Raw genomic sequence first — 16,261 nt, forward strand, 5'->3', positions numbered from 1 at the left:
AGACAGCGACCGGCCCGCTATCGCGCGGTCGCCTCCGGACTGACGGTCCAGTAGGCGCCGCGGTGGCGGACGAGGCCCCGGTCTTCGAGGCGAGCGAGGACGACCCCGACGCTCCCGCGGGGGACGCCGGTGCCCTCGCAGATCTCGGCGGGCGTGAACGCCTCCGCGCGGCGCTCGGTGAGGAAGGCGAGCACGCGGTCGGCGTTCTCCGAACCGGCCGCGGGCGGGCGGAGCTTCCCCTCGGGCGTCTCCTCGAACTGGTCGATACTGATTGGCATAGGGTCTCTACGCCGGCTGCGAGCATAGCGCTGTCGGCGCCGACGGGATGCGCGCTCGGCGCCGCCCGGGGCGGCGGCCGACCGGCGCGGTCGTCCCCGAGAATTATGGCGCCCGGCCCGGTAGCGTCGGCCATGAGCGACGGGACGGACGACGCGAGCGAGGACCCCATGGAGGCGCTCGTCGGGATCGTCGCGGTCGCGACGCTCCCGCTGGCGGCGCTGGCGGCCATCTTTATCGGCGGGGACGCGGCGGCCGTCGTCGCCATCGTCGGGTGGTTCTTCCTCGTGCCGGTGCTGGGGATCCTCTCGGACCACGTCGACCTGCGCGAGTACCTCGGCGAGCGGGGGGACCGCGACCGGTCGGTCGGCGGGACTCGCGGCGAGCGCGAGGAGGGGGACGACGCCCTCCAGCGGCTCCGCGAGCGCTACGCCGCCGGCGAGATCGACGACGTGGAGTTCGAGCGCCGGCTCGAACGCCTGCTGGAGACGGAGGGCGTCGAGGTGCCCGAGGGCGCCGACCTGACCGATTCCGCCGGCGCGGGCGTCGACCTGTCGGCCGACGCCGAGCGCGAGCGCGAACGGGAGTGAACCGGGTGGAGCGCCCGGCCTCCGCGGGTCGTTAGCGGAGTCGTTTTTCCGATCGATACGCGCTCCCAAACCGTTATGCGTCGCCTGTCCGTTGGATCGCTGATGAACCGGTCGTCACCGGATCCGATCCGGGCCCTCCACGTCGACGACGACCCCGAGTACGCCGAGTTCGGCGACGCGGTCGCGGCGGCGAGCGACCGCCTGGCCGTCGAGACGGTGACGGACGCCGAGGCGGCGCTGGAGCGCCTCGGCGACGGCGACGTCGACTGTGTCGTCTCCGAGTACGACCTGCCGGGTCGGGACGGCCTCGCGCTCCTCGACGCCGTCAGGGACGACCACCCCGACCTCCCGTTCGTCCTGTTCACCGACGAGGGGAGCGAGGCGGTCGCGAGCGAAGCCATCGCCGCGGGCGTCACCGACTACGTCCGGAAGGACACCGACCCCGACCGCGCGGCCGAGCTGGCCGACCGGGTCGAGGCGGCCGTCGAGTCTGCCCGGGCCGAGCGGGAACGACGACGCCGCCTGGAGGCGATCGACGCCGCCGAGGAGGGCATCGCCATCATCGAGGCGGACGGCACGTTCAGCTACGTCAACGAGGAGTACGCGGACCTCTACGGCTACGAGCCCGAGGAGATGGTCGGCGAGTCGTTCGAGATCACGTACCCGGACGGGGCCCTGGAGACGGTCAGGGCGGACGTCATGCCCGCGGTCGAGGGGACGGGGTTCTGGCGCGGCGAGACGACCGGGCTCCGGGCCGACGGCACCACGTTCGTCGAGGACCACACGCTCACCAAGACCGAGGGGGAGCGGCTCGTCTGCAGCGTCTTCGACAAGACCGACCGCGGGGGCCACGAGGACGCAATCGAGGGGATCCACACCACCGTCCGCGGGCTCATGGAGGCGACGACCGTCGAGGAGGTTGCGGAGACGCTCGTCAGGGCGGTCCGCGACGTGGTCGGCCTGTCCAACAGCGCGGTCCACCGCTACGACGCGGACGCCGAGGCGCTGGTCCCGGTCGCCTGGACCGACGAGGGCGAGCAGCTACTGGGGGAGATCCCCTCGATCCCGCGCGACGAGGGGCTCGCGTGGGAGGTCTTCGAGGCGGGCGAACGGCGGGTGTACGACGACGTGTCGACGGCCCCCGGGCGGTTCGCCGAGGACACGCCGATCCGGAGCGAGCTGATCCTCCCGCTGGGCGACCACGGCGTCCTCCTGGCCGGCTCGGCCGAGCCCGGCGCGTTCGACCAGGTGGACGTCACGCTGGCCGGGACGCTCGCGGTCCACGCGACGACGGCGCTGGACGGCATCCGCTCGGAGCGGGAGCTCCGGGCCGAGCGGGAGGCGCTCGAACGGCAGAACGAGCGGCTCGAACGCCTGGCCGGCATCGTCAGCCACGACCTGCGCAACCCGCTCACCGTCGCGAAGGGCAGGCTCGAACTGGTCGCCGACGAGGCCGACGACGAGCACGTCGCGGCCATCGAGCGGTCCCACGAGCGGATGGAGGCCCTGATCGGGGACCTGCTGGCGCTCGCCCGGGAGGGCGAACAGGCGACCGACCCCGAGCCCGTCGACCTCGCCGCCGCGGCGCGGGAGTGCTGGGACCACGTCGAGACGGGCGAGGCGACGCTCGTCGTCGAGACCTCGTCGACGGTCCGGGCCGACCCCGGTCGCCTGCAGCAGTTGCTCGAAAACTGCGTCCGCAACGCGGTCGAGCACGGCGGCGACGACGTGACGGTCACGGTCGGCGACTGCGAGGGCGGGTTCTCCGTCGCCGACGACGGCCCCGGGATCCCCGAGGGCGAGCGCGAGCGGGTGTTCGAGGCCGGCTACTCGAACGCCGACGACGGCACCGGCCTCGGGCTGAACATCGTCGCGGGCATCGCCGAGTCCCACGGCTGGGACGTGGCGGTCCGCGAGAGCGAGAGCGGCGGCGCGCGCTTCGAGTTCACCGGCGTCGAAACGGTCTGAAGCGGGTTCGACGCCGGGCACCCGGGAGCGTCCGGAGTATCGGAACGCGACCACTCGGGAGCGACCGCTTCGGCGATCACTCCGCGGCGTCGGCCCCGGCGGCGGACCCTCCGGAGCCCTCGTCGGCGAGCCGCCAGACCAGTTCCGCGCCGGCGGCCAGGGCCATCGCCGCGACGCCGGCGAGCACGAACGCGGTGATCACCTCGTCGGCCAGGAAGACCGGACTCCCGTCGGGCGGTTGCGGCGGGAGGTCGTCCGGCGGCGGGACCACGTCGGTCACGCCGATCGATTCCGGGCGGACGTAGGTCCACGGCGGGACCGCGAGCAGGGCCGCGGCGAGGAACCAGACGGCGTGGGCGCGCAGCCAGCCCAGCGGCGCGCGGACGACCAGCAGGTACGCGCCGAGCGCGAGCGCGAACGGGACGAGCGTGACCAGCGGCCAGTAGCCCAGCGCCGTCGCGGCCGCGAACCCCGCGAACACCGAGACGCCGCCGACGGTCGCCAGGCGACCCGGGATGTCCTCGCGGTCGTGGGACGCCCGTTCGAACAGCCCGCCGGTGCCGCTCGCGACGAGGAAGCCCCCGGCGACCAGCGGGGGCCAGGCCCAGAAGGAGACCGGGACGACGAAGGCCCACCCGGCGAGCGCGCCCATCGCGCACAGGTGAGCGCCGACGAGCGCGCGCGAGCGGGCCCTGCCGGACCACCAGAGCAGGGTAACGCCGAGCGAAAGGGGGATCGAGAGGAGATAGGCGCTCCACTGGACGAGCGTCGGACAGTCCGCGGCCGCGCAGTAGATCGACGGTGCCCAGAGAACGGACGGGCCGGCGGCTCGGGCGTAGAGAAGCGGCGCGAGCACGCCGAGGGTCACGAGTACGAGCCCCCACCCGACCCGGCGGCCGTGGTCCGGGTCACTCGGACGATACACCGGCGGGGAGGCCATACGGCGCGCTTGCGGCGGCGACAGTAAAGGTCTGGTGGCGAGAGCGCACGCGGACCGCCGAGCGGCCGGAAGTACGACGAGGGCCGGAACTTACGGCGCGACCGCGACCCAGGCGACCACGACGGCCGCCGCGCCGACGACGGTGCTCCCGACCGCGTGGAACCGTAACCGATCCAGTAGTTCGTGGGACTCCTCGCTGAGCGAGCACACTTCGTCGATCTCCGAGCCGGCGTCGCAGTGGGGGAGGAAGTCCATCGCGACGTGGAGGAAGATGCCCGCGGCGAAGCCGAAGACGACGGCGTTGAGGACCGGAATCTCGGGGACGGGGAGCGCGGCCGTCGGGATGGCGGTGATGCCGACCCCGGCGGCCGGCAGCAGGAGCGCCGAGACGGGCTTGCCAGCCCGCTGCATCCGGCGGGCGGCGGCGTAGCCGGCGGGGCCCTTGTGCGAGACGATGGCGAGGCCGAGCAGCAGGCCGAGCGTCGGCATCGAGCCGTAGACGAGGCCGATGATCAGCCCCGCCGAGAGCGCGTGGGCGGTGATCTGGGCGGTCGTCACGTCCATCGGCCAGTCGTAGTGCGAGAGCCGGTGGCCGACGACGTGACCGCTGTAGCCGACGACGATCCCCGCGGCGATGCCGATCCCGCCGATCTGGGGCGCGCCGGCCGAGCCGCCGATGCCGATGGCCTGGGGGACCAGGAACATCGCCGCGCTGGTCACCATCGCGCCGCTGGCGAGCCCGTAGCCCCAGACGAGCCGCTGGGGGTCGGTCTCGGTCGCCCGCGCCCCGAGGTACGTCCCCGCGGCCATCGCCGTGAACGCGACCCACCCGACGACCAGTACCTTCCACGTGTCGGCCAGGCCCGCCACGACCGACAGCCCGATCAGGACCGCGACGCCAGCGCCCCCGACCAGCGAGAGCCGCCCGGCGCCGTTATTAACCTCAGAAGTCTCGTTAATACCCATTATTTACCAAAACGGACACTGTTGTTAATAAGGCTGTCGCTCGGGTGGCCGGCCGGCGACCGCAACGGGTTGGGCACCCCCTTTTTCAGTGGCGGGCGCCGATGGACGGGTAATGGCAGGGCTCTCGGGACGCGCGGACGGCGAGTCGGTGACGGTCGTCGGCGGCGGCGTCGGCGGCCTCTCGGCGGCGGCCTATCTCGCGGACGCCGGCGCCGACGTGACGCTCGTGGAGAAGAACGACCAGCTCGGCGGCCGGGCCAGCCGCCTCGAAGCGGACGGCTTCCGCTTCGACATGGGGCCCTCGTGGTACCTCATGCCCGACGTGTTCGAGCGGTTCTTCGGCCACTTCGGGAAGACCCCGGGCGACTACTACGACCTCGAACGGCTCGACCCGCACTACCGGATCTTCTTCAAAAATGAGGGGCCCGCAGCGGGCGACGGCGAGCGGGTCGACGTCGCCGCCGACCGCGCCGAGAACCGCGAGCTGTTCGAGTCCATCGAGCCCGGCGCCGGCGAGGCGTTCGACGAGTACCTCGCGACCAGCGAACGGCACTACGAGACGGCGATGGAGAAGTTCGTCTATCAGGATCGGTCCTCACTCCGGGACTGGGTGGACCTGGACGTGATGCGCGCGGCGCCCATCGGGGTCAAGCTCATGCGATCGATGCAGAGCCACGTCGACGACTACTTCGAGAACCCCAAGCTCCAGCAGATCATGCAGTACACGCTGGTTTTCCTCGGGGGATCGCCCCGAAACACGCCGGCGCTGTACAACATGATGAGCCACGTCGACTTCAACATGGGCGTGTACTACCCCGTCGCGAACGAGGCCGACGATGACGGGAACCACCCCGGCGGCATCGGCGTCGTGGTCGACGCGTTCGTCGACCTCTGCCGCGAACTCGGGGTGAGCTTCGAGACGGGCGTCGAGGTCGAGGAGATCACCCGCCGCAAGCGGGGCTTCCTCGTGGTCGACGAGACGGGGGCCGAACGGCGGCCGGACCGGGTGGTCGTCAACGCCGACTACGCCCACGCCGAGCAGGAGCTGCTCCCCGAGCACGAGCGGCAGTACGACGCCGACTACTGGGACGACCGCACGTACGCGCCCTCGGCGTACCTCCTCTATCTCGGCGTCGAGGGCGACGTGCCCGAGCTGGCCCACCACACGCTCGTCCTCCCGGACGACTGGGACCTCCACTTCGAGACGATCTTCGACGAGCCCGCGTGGCCGGACGAACCGGCCTACTACCTCTGCGTGCCATCGAAGACCGACGACACCGTGGCGCCGGAGGGCCACAGCAACCTCTTCGTCCTCGTCCCCATCGCGCCCGGCCTCGACGACACGCCCGCCCAGCGCGAGCGCTTCCGGGAGCAGATCCTCGACGACGTGGCCGAACACGCCGACACCGACCTCCGGGACCGCATCGTCTTCGAGGAGGAGTTCTGCGTCTCCGAGTTCGTCGACCGCTACAACGCGACGGAGGGGACGGCGCTGGGGCTGGCCCACACGCTCCGCCAGACCGCTCTCCTCCGGCCGCCGAACCGCTCGGAGGCGGTCGACGGGCTCTACTTCACGGGGTCGTTCACGACCCCCGGTATCGGCGTGCCGATGTGTCTGATCAGCGGCCAGCACACCGCACAGGCGCTGGTCGACGACGCCAACTAAGCCCCTCCGAGTAGTATGTCCGACGACGCGATGGCCTCGCTGACCGCACGCCTCGGCGCGCTCGCGCCCCCGGACACCACCGTCGGGTACCTCCTGCGGCTCTCCCGGCCGCGGTTCTGGCTGTACCTCGCGGGCCCGGCGATGGTCGGGACCGTCTTCGCCGCGCGGTCGACCGCCGAGCTGTTCACACCCCTGACGGTCGCGCTGGCCGCGTACTTCCTGCTCCCCGCGAACGTCTTCCTCTACGGCGTCAACGACGTGTTCGACGCCGACATCGACGAGGAGAACCCCAAGAAGGAGGACAAGGAGGTGCGCTACCGCGGGAGCCGCGCCGTCGTCGCCGCGGTCCTCGCCAGCGGCGTCCTGGGCATCGCGATACTGCCGGTCCTGCCGACCGAGGCCGTCTTCGCGATGCTGGCCTTCCTCGCCCTGGCGGTCCAGTACAGCGCCCCGCCGTTCCGGTTCAAGACCACGCCGCTCCTCGACTCGCTGTCGAACGGGCTGTACGTCCTGCCGGGCGTGGTCGCCTACGCGACCGTCGCCGGTGCGTTCCCGCCGACCGCCGCCGTCGCCGGCGCGTGGCTGTGGACGATGGCGATGCACACCTTCTCGGCCATCCCCGACATCGAACCGGACCGCGCCGCGGGCATCGAGACGACCGCGACCCTCCTCGGCGAGAAAGTCACCTACGGCTACTGCGCGGTCGTCTGGGCGGCCGCCGCGGCGGTCTTCTGGCGGGTCCACCCCTACTGGGGCGGCCTGCTCGCCGTCTACCCCGCCTTCACCGCCGCGGTCGCGCTGTCGGACGTGTCGGTCGACCGCGCCTACTGGTGGTTCCCGCTTCTCAACACCGCCGTCGGGACGGCCCTGACGATGGGCGGCCTCTGGGTGATGCTCTATGGCGCCTGACTGGGTCGAGCGGGCGGGACTGCCCGCGAGCGGCGCGCTCGACCGCGACCGCGTCGAGGCCCGCCTCGACGGCCTCGTCCGCCGGAACCGGTTCACCATCGCCGTCGTCTTCCCCGTCACCGGTGCTGTCCTCCTGCTCGCCAGCGCGCTCGGCTGGTTCGCGCCCGCGGTCGGGGCGCTCCCGCCGGCGATGGCGACCCGACTCGCGTGGCTCCCGGATGCGCTCGCGTTCAACCCCTGGCTCGTCCTCGTCGGCGTCGTCGTGATGCGCCTGCCGCTCGCGGCCGGCGTCGCGCCGCTGGTCGACCGCCGGGCGACCGCGGCCCTGCTCGCACTGGCGGCCTACGCCTACGGGATCGAGTTCGTCGGGGTCTCGACGGGCTGGCCCTACGGCGCCTTCGAGTACGGGGTCGCCCTCGGGCCGATGCTCGGCGGCGTCCCGCTCGCGCTGCCCGTCTTCTTCTTCCCGCTCGTCCTGAACAGCTACCTGCTCTGCCTGCTCCTGCTGGGCGACCTGGCCCGCTCGCCGTGGGTCAGGCTCCCGGTCGTCGTCGCGACCGTGGTGGGAATCGACCTCGTGCTCGACCCGGGCGCCGTCGCGCTGGGCTTCTGGACCTACGACGGCGGCGGCGCCTTCTACGGCGTCCCCTGGAGCAACTACGCCGGCTGGGTGCTCTCCGCGGCCGTCGCCGTGGCGGCCTTCGACTGGGGACTGGACCGGGAGGCGCTGCTCGCGCGGCTGGACGCCTGTCCGTTCATGCTCGACGACATGGTGAGCTTCGTCATCCTCTGGGGCGGGGTCAATGCCGCGTTCGGCAACTGGCTCCCGGTCGCGCTCGCGGGGCTGTTCGGGCTCGGGCTCGCTGTCACCGACCGCTTCGACGTGCCGACGCGGCCGCGGTGGGCGGAGTAGTCAGCCGCAGATGTCGTGCAGGCGGTCGAGGGAGTCGATGTCCCAGGTGGGCCAGACGTTCAGGTCCCAGTCGCTGCGGTGGGGCCGGCGGATGAACGCCGAGTCGATGCCGGCGTTGTGGGCCGCCTCGATGTCCGACTCGTTGTCGCCGACGTACAGCGCCGAGTCGGCGTCCAGGTCGGCGAGCGCACGCTCGATGTAGTGGGGGTTGGGCTTCCGCAGCGTGAGGCTCTCGACGGTCGCCTCGCGGCCGTAGGCGGTGTCGAAGTGGCCGCCGAGGTCGAAGTGGTCGAGGAGGAAGTCCACGGTCTCCTGCTGGTTCGAACTGACGATCCCCGTCGCTACGTCCAGGTCCGCCAGCGTGTCGATATCCCCGTAGGGCGTCTTCCGTCCGGCGCGCGCCTCGTCCTGCTGTGCGCCCGAGACCGTGCCGTCCCGGATGCGCCAGAACTCCGCGGGCTCGAAGCCGTAGGTATCGCAGACCGCGTTCACCTGTTGGGGGGTCGCTCCGATCGTCATGTCCTCGACGTGGTCGGGGTCCGGGTCGGACACACCGAGCTGCGCGAACGTCTCCCCGGTCGCCTCCCGGAGGACGTCGAACCGCGTTCTGCCGACGAGGACACCGTCGTTGTCGAACACGACGGTATCGTAGGTCATAGCACCACTGCGTCGCCGACCGTGAAAGGGCTTCCGACCGTCGGATAGCCGGCGTCCGCCACGTCCGCGCCGCCGCACCCGACCGCCCGCCGGCGATATATCGCGGCAGCGGCAGACCTTTGTGATAGTGTCTCATGGGTGTGATCGTATCGCAATGCAAGCGTGCCAGAACTGTCAGACGGTCATCGACGAGTACACCCTGGACAAACAACTCGAACCGCTGCGCGAGCTGACAGTCGACGACTTCAACCTCTGTAGCGACTGCGTGACGGTCGCCGACGGCGCGTGCGTGGAGTGCGGCGGCGCGGTCTACGTCCCCCGGAGCGCGGACGCCAGGCCGGACTTCTGCCCGGCGTGTCGCTCCGACCGCATCGAGCGGACCGGCCGGGACCCCGGCTGGCACCGCGGATCGCCCTCGACGACCTGACGGCGGGCGCTCCCGACGGCCACGGTTCCCGGTGGGCGGCCGCGACGGGCTCGGCTCCCGCCGGGCGGTCCCGAAGCCCGGTTCGCACGCGCGACCGAGAAACCGGAAAGGCCCGCGGCGGGCGGGCGATACTTGGGGGTCCGGCGGCTAGGCACGCCGATGACCGATCTGTTCGACCCGCTCGAACTCCGGGACACGACGATCCCCAACCGGCTGATGGTGTCGCCGATGTGCCAGTACTCCTGCGAGGCCCGCGACGGGCGCGCGACCGGGTGGCACCACGTCCACCTCGGCTCGCGGGCCGTGGGCGGCGCCGGCCTCGTCATGGCCGAGGCGACCGCCGTCGAGAAGCGCGGCCGGATCACCCCCGAGGACCTGGGGATCTGGAACGACGAGCAAGCCGACGCCCTCGCCCGGACCACGCGGTTCGTGAGAGAGCAGGGCGCCGTCCCCGGGATCCAGCTGGCCCACGCCGGCCGCAAGGCCTCGAAGAGCCGGCCGTGGGAGGGGAGCCGCCCGCTCTACCCCGACGACGGCGGCTGGGAGGTGATCGGCCCGAGCGCCGACCCGTGGCCCTACGAGGACGACGACGGCGACCCCGTCGACGCGCCGCCGACCCGGGAGATGGACCAGGGCGACATCGAGCAGGTGATCGACTCGTTCCGCCGGGCGGCCGAGCGGGCCCGCGACGCCGGGTTCAAGGTCGCCGAGGTCCACGCCGCCCACGGCTACCTCCTCCACGAGTTCCTCTCGCCGGTGACCAACCGCCGCGAGGGCGACTACGGCGGCGACTTCGAGGGTCGCACCCGCCTCACCCGGGAGGTCACCGAGGCGGTGCGGGAGGTGTGGCCCGACGGCAAGCCAGTCTTCGTCCGGATCTCCGGCACCGACTGGTTCGACGACCGCGAGTCGTGGACCGCCGAGCAGTCGGCGCGGCTGGCCGACCGGCTGGCGGGGATCGGCGCGGACCTGATCGACGTGTCCAGCGGCGGGATCGCGCCCGGCTCCTGGCCCGAGCAGGCGGGACCGAACTACCAGCTCCCGCTGGCCGAGACGGTCCGCGAGGAGTCCGAGAGCGACATCGCCGTCGGGACGGTCGGCGGGATCACCACCCCGGAACAGGCCCAGGCGGTCGTCGCCAACGACCGGGCCGACCTGGCCATCGTCGGCCGGCAGTTCCTCCGGGACCCCTACTTCGGCCTCCGGGCCGCCGACGCGCTCGACGCGACCGACGAGGTCTCGGGGCCGCCCCAGTACCGCCGGGCGTTCGGGTTCTAGCTCTCAGTCGTCCGCGTCCAGCGCCCGCCGCAGGTCCGCGGCGACCTCGTCGACGGCCTCGCCCGCGCGGTCCACGTCCTCGTCCTCGGAGAGCATCCCGACGAACCCGTGGACCATGTCGGGGTAGTTGCGGAAGCGGACGGGGACGCCGTCGCCGACCAGTCGCCGGGCGTAGGCGATCCCGCCGTCCCGCAGCGGGTCGAACCCGGCCGTCACGACCGTCGCCGGCGGGACGCCCGACAGGTCGCAGGCCCGCGAGGGGTCCGCGTAGGGGTTGCGCCGGTGGGTCTCCGTCCCGTAGTAGCAGCGGTCGAACCAGCGGATGTCGTCCTCGGTGAGCACGTATCCGGTGTACTCCCGCATCGAATCCTGCTCCTCGCGGGTCCCGACCGCGGGGTAGACCAGGCTCTGGTAGTCCAGGTCGGGCCCGTCGCGCTCGGCGGCCATCAGCGCCGCGACGGCCGCGAGGTTGCCGCCGGCGCTGTCGCCGGCGACCGCCAGGCCGCCGTCCCGGTCCAGCACGTCGGCGCTCGTCCCCGGGTCGGCCGCCCACTCCAGGGCAGCGTAGGCGTCCTCGACGGCCGCCGGGAACGGGTGTTCCGGCGCGAGGCGGTAGTCGACCGACAGGACCTCGCAGCCGCTCTCGACGGTCAGCCGCCGACAGAGGTGGTCGTGGGTGTCCAGGCTCCCGACCACGAACCCGCCGCCGTGGTAGAAGACCACCGTCGGGTACGGCCCCGACTCCGACGGCCGATAGCGCCGGACCGGGACCTCGCCGTCGGGTCCCGGGATCGAGCGGTCGACCACCGACCCGACCGCTGGCGGGTCGTCGTCCTGGAGCCACAGCCCCAGTTTCGACAGGAGCCGGGCGCCGCGGGCGCCCAGCGTCGACAGGGGGATCGACCGGAGCCAGCGCCGCGAGCGCAGCACCGACTGCACGTCCGGGTGTGGTTCGTCGGTCGCCAGCCGCGGTCCGTCGCCGTCCCGTCCGGTACCGTCGCTCGCGCCCGTGTCGCCAGTCCGCAGGAACTCCTCGGCGTCCATGACCGGCGTGATGGACCGACCTGTCAATAGCGTATCGCTCTCGGAACCCCGAGCGGTCGTCCGGTCGACCCCCGAGGACCGCGCTACCAACCGTTAAGTGCCGTGGTTTACCATCTAGTAAACAGCGGCGAGCGCGGCCGGCGGTAGTTTTACCACGCGGTAAACCCAACGGCGGGTATGGCAGCCGATAGCAAGATCCTCGACGGGGTCACCGTCGTCGACCTCTCGACGTTCGTGACGGGCGGGTTCTCCTCGTCGATGCTGGCGAACCTCGGTGCGGACGTGGTGAAGGTCGAGCAGCCGGGCTACGGCGACGCGATCCGCCACACGGGGCCGCCCTTTATCGAGGGCGAGTCGCCGTACTACTGGACGGTCAACTACGGCAAGCGCAGCGTCGAACTCGACCTGAAAAACGACGAGGCGCTGGCGGCGCTGTACGACCTGATCGAGGAGACGGACATCTTCGTCCAGAACTTCCGGCCGGGGACCGCCGAGCGGCTCGGCGTCGACTACGAGACGCTGTCCGAGCGCAACGACGACCTGATCTACCTCGCCATCTCGGCGTTCGGCCAGACCGGCCCCTGGCGCGAGCGGTCGGGCTACGACCTGCTGATCCAGGGGATGGGCGGGATCATGGACGTGACCGGCGAGGAGGGCCGCCAGCCGGTGAAGGTCGGGCTGCCGATGACCGACCTGATCACCGCGATGTGGGCCGCGTTCGGCGCGACCTCGGCGCTGTACCGCCGGGAGCTGACCGGCGAGGGCGAGTACATCGACCTCGGGATGTTAGAGTCGGTGCTGCCGTGGCTGACCAAGCAGGCCGGGCAGGTGTTCGCCGGCGAGACCCCCAGGCGGATGGGGACGAAAGACCCCGTGCTCGCGCCGTACCAGACCTTCGAGACGGGCGACGGCTACATCAACGTCTGCATCCTCAACGAGAAGCTCTGGGGCGAGCTCTGCGAGGCGATCGACCGGCCGGACCTGGTCGACGACGAGCGGTTCGCGCAGAACAGCGACCGGGTCGAACACCAGGACGAGCTGGAGGCCGAGATCGAGGCGACCCTGGCCGAGAAGTCGACCGACGAGTGGATCGAGGTCATCGCCGAGGACAACGGGGTGCCGGCCGGCCCGGTCTACAGCGTCGAGGAGGCGCTCACCAACCCGCAGGTCGAGGCCCGAGGCGCCATCTCGGAGATAGAACACCCCGAGATCGGCGAGATACCGGTGGTCGAACACCCGCTGAAGTTCGAGAACGTCGACAGCGGGTTCGAACTGCCGCCCCCGCTGCTCGGGGAACACAACCGCGAGGTGTTCCGCGACCTGGGGTACAGCGAGGAGGAGGTCGACGAACTGGCAGCGATGGGCGTCTTCGGCGGCGACGAGTAGGTCGCCGGCCGCTCAGGCGGCCCCGGGCTCGTCGTCGACGTACAGCGAGTCGAGGACGAACGCCTCGATGGCGGCCCGCGTCTCCTCGGGGGCGTCGTCGTGGCCGAGCGAGAGGCGCCGCTCGCGGCCGACGTGGATGGCGTCGGTGATGAACTGGCCCATGCGCTCGGCGTCGACGTCGCGGAACACCCCCGCCTCGATCCCGTCCTCGACGACGCGGACGATGCTGTCTTTGATCGCGTCGTAGTGCTCGTCGAGGATGGCCTGGTGTTCCTCGTCGTTCTGGGCGTGGGCGAACAGCTCGTGGTAGACTTTCATCCGCTCCCAGTGGCCGAACTCGTCGAACCCGGGCCCGAACAGGCACTGCTCGATGCGGGCCTCGAGTTCCGCCCGCGGGTCGTCGTACTCCTCGACGTCGATCGCGCCCTCGTACTGCTCGGCCACGTACTCGAGAAACGACGACATCAGGTCCCGCTTCCCGTCGAAGTGGTAGTGGATGACCTGCCGGGTCAGCTCCATCTCCTCGCCGATGTCGCGCATCCGGAGGTCGCTGTACCCGCGCTCGCTCAGCGCGCGGAAGGTCGCCTCCATGATGACCTCCCGCGTGTCCTTCGACCCGACCGTCTCCTCGGTACTGCCCATACATCCACTCTGTCCACTCCCCTACTTATAATACCGGTTCGGCGGGCCGGGTTTACCGCACTGTCTTACCGCGCTGTCTTACTGCCCGGTAAACTTATGCCGGCTCGGTCGAACGGTACGGGTGAACATGACACGAACGATCATTCGGAACGGGACGGTCGTGTCCCTCGACCCGGACGTGGGACAGTTGGACGACGCGGACGTACTGGTCGAGGACGGCGAGATCGTCGAGGTCGGGCGCGGACTGAGCACCGACAACGCGGAGGTCATCGACGCCACCGACCACGTCGTCCTGCCGGGGTTCGTCGACTCGCACATCCACCTCGCCCAGACGCAGGTCAGGGGCATCGCCGGCGACTGGTCGCTCATGGGGGAGTACTTCGAGCACATGCTCGGCAACATCACGGGCCTCTACCAGCCGGAGGACATGTACCTCGGCGGCCTCTTCGGCGCCTTCGAGAAGCTCCACACGGGGACGACGACGGCGCTGGACTGGTCGTACCCCAACACGCTCGAACACGGCGAGCAGGCCGTCGACGCGCTACAGGACGCCGGGTTGCGCGCGGTGTACACCTACGGCCCGCCGGGCGACGACGCGGCCAAGTGGTGGTTCGACAGCGACGTGGGTCTCCCCGAGGGGAACATCCGCGAGCTCCACGAGGCGAAGATCCGCGACGACGACCTGCTCGACCTGGCGCTCGGCCTCCGGGGGCCCGACTTCTGTGTCGACGAGACCGCGCTGGCGGACCTCGAACTCGCCCGGGAGCTCGACGCGCTCGCGACCGTCCACATGGGCGCTGCACTGTGGCCCTCCTCGGTCTACGGCGAGGACTACCAGGGCTTCGGGTGCCTCGAGGACGAACTCGGCCCCGACGTGAACGTCGCCCACGGCAACCACTTCGCTCAGGAGGACGTCGACCACGCCGTCGAGCAGGGCGTCTCGTTCTCGTCGACGCCGGAGGTCGAGATGCAGATGGGCCACGGCATCCCGGTCACCGGAAAGGTCCTGGAAGCCGGGGGGCGCCCGACCTGGGGCGTCGACGTCTGTTCGAACATCGCCGGCGACGTGAGCAGCCAGATGCGGGTCGGCATGCAGGTCCAGCGGATGCTGGACAACCAGGAGGTCCTCGAGGGCCACGAGGAGGTCACCGGGGTTTCGATCTCCTGCCGCGACGCCCTGAAGATGGCGACCATCGAGGGCGCGCGGGCGCTGGGCCTCGAGGACGAGATCGGGACCATCACGCCGGGCAAGCGCGCGGACCTGATCACGGTCCGGACGAACGACTTCCTGACCGCGCCGGCCCACTCGCCGGTCCAGACCGCCGTCTTCCAGTCCGACCCCTCCCACATCGACACGGTGATGGTCGACGGCGAGGTCGTCAAGCGCGACGGCCGGCTGACCAACCCCCTCGTCGACGAGGAGTTCGACCGGTTCGTCGCCTCGGGCGAACGGCTGCTCGACGAGGCCGGCATCGACCTGTGAGCGGAGCCGCCCTCGCGACCGCGGCGTCCCCGAGCGCGAACCGACCCGACTTTGCGACGCGAGCCCCAATCGCGACCCGACCATGAGAGTAGGACAATTCAGCGCGGACGGCGAGCAGCCGTGGTGTGGCATCGAAACCGACGACGGCGTCGTCGCCCTCCCCGAGGCCGGGGCGGCCGCGGGCGTCGACATCCCGCGGACGACCGGCGAACTGCTGGCGACCTGGGAGTGGCGCCGCAAGGCCGAACTGGCCGTCGAGCACGCGACCGAGACGGGCGAGGGACTGCGCGACCCCGACGGCCTGGACCGCCACGCGCCGGTGAGCGACCCGGAGAAGGTCGTCTGCGTCGGGCTCAACTACCGCGACCACGCCGAGGAGGGCGACAACCCGATCCCCGACACGCCCGTCCTCTTCTCGAAGTTCCCGACGACCGTCAACGGGCCCGGTAACACCGTCCGCTGGGACCCCGACCTCACCGGGAAGGTCGACTACGAGGCCGAGCTGGTCGTCGTCATCGGCGAGGAGGCCCGCCGGGTCGACCCCGACGAGGCGTTCGAGTACGTCGCCGGCTTCACCGTCGGCAACGACGTGTCCGCCCGCGACCTGCAACACGGCGACGGCCAGTGGATCCGCGGCAAGAGCCTCGACGGCTTCGCCCCCACCGGCCCGGATCTCGTCACCCGCGACGAGGTCGACGACCCCCACGACCTGGACATCTGGGCGGAGGTCAACGGCGAGCGCCTGCAGGACTCCTCGACCGAGGAGTTCATCTTCGGCGTCGACGAGCTGGTCTCCTTCTGCAGCCAGGCGTTCACCCTCGAGCCCGGCGACCTCCTCTTCACGGGGACGCCACCGGGCGTCGGCGTCTACCGCGACCCGCCCGTCCTGCTGGAGGACGGCGACGAGGTGACGATCGGTATCGAGGGGCTGGGCGAACTGACGAACGACTTCGCGTACGAGTGACGCCGGTGGCGCGTCGAGCGTCGGCGACGGTCGGTCGCTGATCGAGTCGCGCGCCGGGACGAGGGGGACAGTCCGGAGGGCCGGACGCCCTGCCGGGGCGATTCTCGTACCCGCTGCCTGCCGGTGTCGAACGATTTATAATCTCCGGTAGA

General features: G+C 71.2%; 16 protein-coding genes. 10 read left to right on the forward strand and 6 right to left on the reverse strand.

All coding sequences use genetic code 11. The features are described from left to right. Positions 1 to 17: 17 nt before the first annotated feature. A complete protein-coding gene (locus tag E3328_RS15770; protein WP_135365569.1) occupies positions 18 to 278 on the reverse strand; it encodes a MarR family transcriptional regulator in 261 nt (86 codons plus the stop codon). Between the two features lie 132 nt (positions 279 to 410). On the opposite strand from E3328_RS15770, the gene E3328_RS15775 reads away from it, so the two are divergent. Then, positions 411 to 866: an SHOCT domain-containing protein gene (locus E3328_RS15775; RefSeq protein ID WP_246023027.1), complete on the forward strand. Its 456-nt coding sequence runs from the start codon at positions 411 to 413 to the stop codon at positions 864 to 866. 102 nt (positions 867 to 968) lie between these two features. Continuing rightward, positions 969 to 2,834 (forward strand): receiver/sensor box histidine kinase, encoded by a 1,866-nt coding sequence (locus E3328_RS15780; protein ID WP_135365570.1) that lies wholly within the window; start codon positions 969 to 971, stop codon positions 2,832 to 2,834. A gap of 76 nt (positions 2,835 to 2,910) precedes the next feature. Here E3328_RS15780 and E3328_RS15785 read toward each other — a convergent pair whose 3' ends face one another. Next, the gene (locus tag E3328_RS15785; protein ID WP_135365571.1) at positions 2,911 to 3,774 is read right to left on the reverse strand and encodes a hypothetical protein; all 864 of its coding nucleotides are present in this window, start codon (positions 3,772 to 3,774) and stop codon (positions 2,911 to 2,913) included. Positions 3,775 to 3,864: 90 nt separating this feature from the next. Further along, positions 3,865 to 4,740: a ZIP family metal transporter gene (locus tag E3328_RS15790; RefSeq protein ID WP_135365572.1), complete on the reverse strand. Its 876-nt coding sequence runs from the start codon at positions 4,738 to 4,740 to the stop codon at positions 3,865 to 3,867. Positions 4,741 to 4,852: 112 nt separating this feature from the next. Here E3328_RS15790 and E3328_RS15795 point away from each other — a divergent pair, with 112 nt between their 5' ends. Genes E3328_RS15795 through cruF form a run of 3 tightly spaced genes read left to right on the forward strand, consistent with a single transcriptional unit; the run spans position 4,853 to position 8,228 of the window. Next, on the forward strand, positions 4,853 to 6,406 hold the full coding sequence (locus tag E3328_RS15795; RefSeq protein ID WP_135365573.1) for a phytoene desaturase family protein: 1,554 nt from the start codon (positions 4,853 to 4,855) through the stop codon (positions 6,404 to 6,406). A 30-nt stretch (positions 6,407 to 6,436) separates the two neighbouring features. After that, positions 6,437 to 7,315 (forward strand): prenyltransferase, encoded by an 879-nt coding sequence (locus E3328_RS15800; protein ID WP_209452224.1) that lies wholly within the window; start codon positions 6,437 to 6,439, stop codon positions 7,313 to 7,315. Continuing rightward, on the forward strand, positions 7,305 to 8,228 hold the full coding sequence (cruF, locus tag E3328_RS15805) for a bisanhydrobacterioruberin hydratase (RefSeq protein WP_135365575.1): 924 nt from the start codon (positions 7,305 to 7,307) through the stop codon (positions 8,226 to 8,228). The genes E3328_RS15800 and cruF overlap by 11 nt, the downstream gene beginning before the upstream one ends. Here the strand turns inward: cruF and E3328_RS15810 are convergent, their stop codons facing one another. Next, positions 8,229 to 8,885, reverse strand: a complete 657-nt coding sequence (locus tag E3328_RS15810; protein WP_135365576.1) for an HAD family hydrolase — start codon at positions 8,883 to 8,885, stop codon at positions 8,229 to 8,231. Positions 8,886 to 9,039: 154 nt separating this feature from the next. On the opposite strand from E3328_RS15810, the gene E3328_RS15815 reads away from it, so the two are divergent. Further along, positions 9,040 to 9,312 (forward strand): DUF7571 family protein, encoded by a 273-nt coding sequence (locus tag E3328_RS15815; protein WP_135365577.1) that lies wholly within the window; start codon positions 9,040 to 9,042, stop codon positions 9,310 to 9,312. Between the two features lie 159 nt (positions 9,313 to 9,471). Beyond that, positions 9,472 to 10,590, forward strand: coding sequence for an NADH:flavin oxidoreductase/NADH oxidase (locus tag E3328_RS15820; RefSeq protein WP_135365578.1), 1,119 nt, complete (start codon positions 9,472 to 9,474; stop codon positions 10,588 to 10,590). Positions 10,591 to 10,593: 3 nt separating this feature from the next. Here E3328_RS15820 and E3328_RS15825 read toward each other — a convergent pair whose 3' ends face one another. Then, positions 10,594 to 11,556 carry an alpha/beta hydrolase gene (locus E3328_RS15825; protein WP_394345914.1) on the reverse strand — a complete coding sequence of 321 codons (963 nt, stop codon included), beginning with the start codon at positions 11,554 to 11,556 and terminating at the stop codon, positions 10,594 to 10,596. Positions 11,557 to 11,811: 255 nt separating this feature from the next. Between E3328_RS15825 and E3328_RS15830 the strand changes: the two genes are divergently transcribed. Next, positions 11,812 to 13,020 carry a CaiB/BaiF CoA transferase family protein gene (locus tag E3328_RS15830; RefSeq protein WP_135365579.1) on the forward strand — a complete coding sequence of 403 codons (1,209 nt, stop codon included), beginning with the start codon at positions 11,812 to 11,814 and terminating at the stop codon, positions 13,018 to 13,020. A gap of 12 nt (positions 13,021 to 13,032) precedes the next feature. Here E3328_RS15830 and E3328_RS15835 read toward each other — a convergent pair whose 3' ends face one another. Beyond that, entirely contained in the window at positions 13,033 to 13,662 is a 630-nt protein-coding gene (locus tag E3328_RS15835; RefSeq protein WP_135365580.1) for a TetR/AcrR family transcriptional regulator, read from the reverse strand. Positions 13,663 to 13,789: 127 nt separating this feature from the next. Here E3328_RS15835 and E3328_RS15840 point away from each other — a divergent pair, with 127 nt between their 5' ends. Both E3328_RS15840 and E3328_RS15845 read left to right on the forward strand, forming a co-directional pair. Then, the gene (locus tag E3328_RS15840) at positions 13,790 to 15,145 is read left to right on the forward strand and encodes an amidohydrolase family protein (protein ID WP_135365581.1); all 1,356 of its coding nucleotides are present in this window, start codon (positions 13,790 to 13,792) and stop codon (positions 15,143 to 15,145) included. Between the two features lie 82 nt (positions 15,146 to 15,227). Continuing rightward, complete coding sequence (locus E3328_RS15845) at positions 15,228 to 16,109, forward strand: fumarylacetoacetate hydrolase family protein (RefSeq protein WP_135365582.1); 882 nt, start codon at positions 15,228 to 15,230, stop codon at positions 16,107 to 16,109. Positions 16,110 to 16,261 lie beyond the last annotated feature (152 nt).

The organism is Halosimplex halophilum (assembly GCF_004698125.1).
GTDB lineage: Archaea > Halobacteriota > Halobacteria > Halobacteriales > Haloarculaceae > Halosimplex > Halosimplex halophilum.

Bases quoted from the DNA above. Each gene is read 5' to 3' on its own strand.
- E3328_RS15820 (WP_135365578.1), top strand. From the start codon at position 9,472: ATGACCGATCTGTTCGACCCGCTCGAACTCCGGGACACGACGATCCCC.
- E3328_RS15845 (WP_135365582.1), top strand. From the start codon at position 15,228: ATGAGAGTAGGACAATTCAGCGCGGACGGCGAGCAGCCGTGGTGTGGC.
- E3328_RS15835 (WP_135365580.1), bottom strand. From the start codon at position 13,662: ATGGGCAGTACCGAGGAGACGGTCGGGTCGAAGGACACGCGGGAGGTC.
- E3328_RS15770 (WP_135365569.1), bottom strand. From the start codon at position 278: ATGCCAATCAGTATCGACCAGTTCGAGGAGACGCCCGAGGGGAAGCTC.
- E3328_RS15790 (WP_135365572.1), bottom strand. From the start codon at position 4,740: ATGGGTATTAACGAGACTTCTGAGGTTAATAACGGCGCCGGGCGGCTC.
- cruF (WP_135365575.1), top strand. From the start codon at position 7,305: ATGGCGCCTGACTGGGTCGAGCGGGCGGGACTGCCCGCGAGCGGCGCG.
- E3328_RS15840 (WP_135365581.1), top strand. From the start codon at position 13,790: ATGACACGAACGATCATTCGGAACGGGACGGTCGTGTCCCTCGACCCG.
- E3328_RS15830 (WP_135365579.1), top strand. From the start codon at position 11,812: ATGGCAGCCGATAGCAAGATCCTCGACGGGGTCACCGTCGTCGACCTC.
- E3328_RS15780 (WP_135365570.1), top strand. From the start codon at position 969: ATGAACCGGTCGTCACCGGATCCGATCCGGGCCCTCCACGTCGACGAC.
- E3328_RS15775 (WP_246023027.1), top strand. From the start codon at position 411: ATGAGCGACGGGACGGACGACGCGAGCGAGGACCCCATGGAGGCGCTC.
- E3328_RS15810 (WP_135365576.1), bottom strand. From the start codon at position 8,885: ATGACCTACGATACCGTCGTGTTCGACAACGACGGTGTCCTCGTCGGC.
- E3328_RS15785 (WP_135365571.1), bottom strand. From the start codon at position 3,774: ATGGCCTCCCCGCCGGTGTATCGTCCGAGTGACCCGGACCACGGCCGC.
- E3328_RS15795 (WP_135365573.1), top strand. From the start codon at position 4,853: ATGGCAGGGCTCTCGGGACGCGCGGACGGCGAGTCGGTGACGGTCGTC.
- E3328_RS15815 (WP_135365577.1), top strand. From the start codon at position 9,040: ATGCAAGCGTGCCAGAACTGTCAGACGGTCATCGACGAGTACACCCTG.
- E3328_RS15800 (WP_209452224.1), top strand. From the start codon at position 6,437: ATGGCCTCGCTGACCGCACGCCTCGGCGCGCTCGCGCCCCCGGACACC.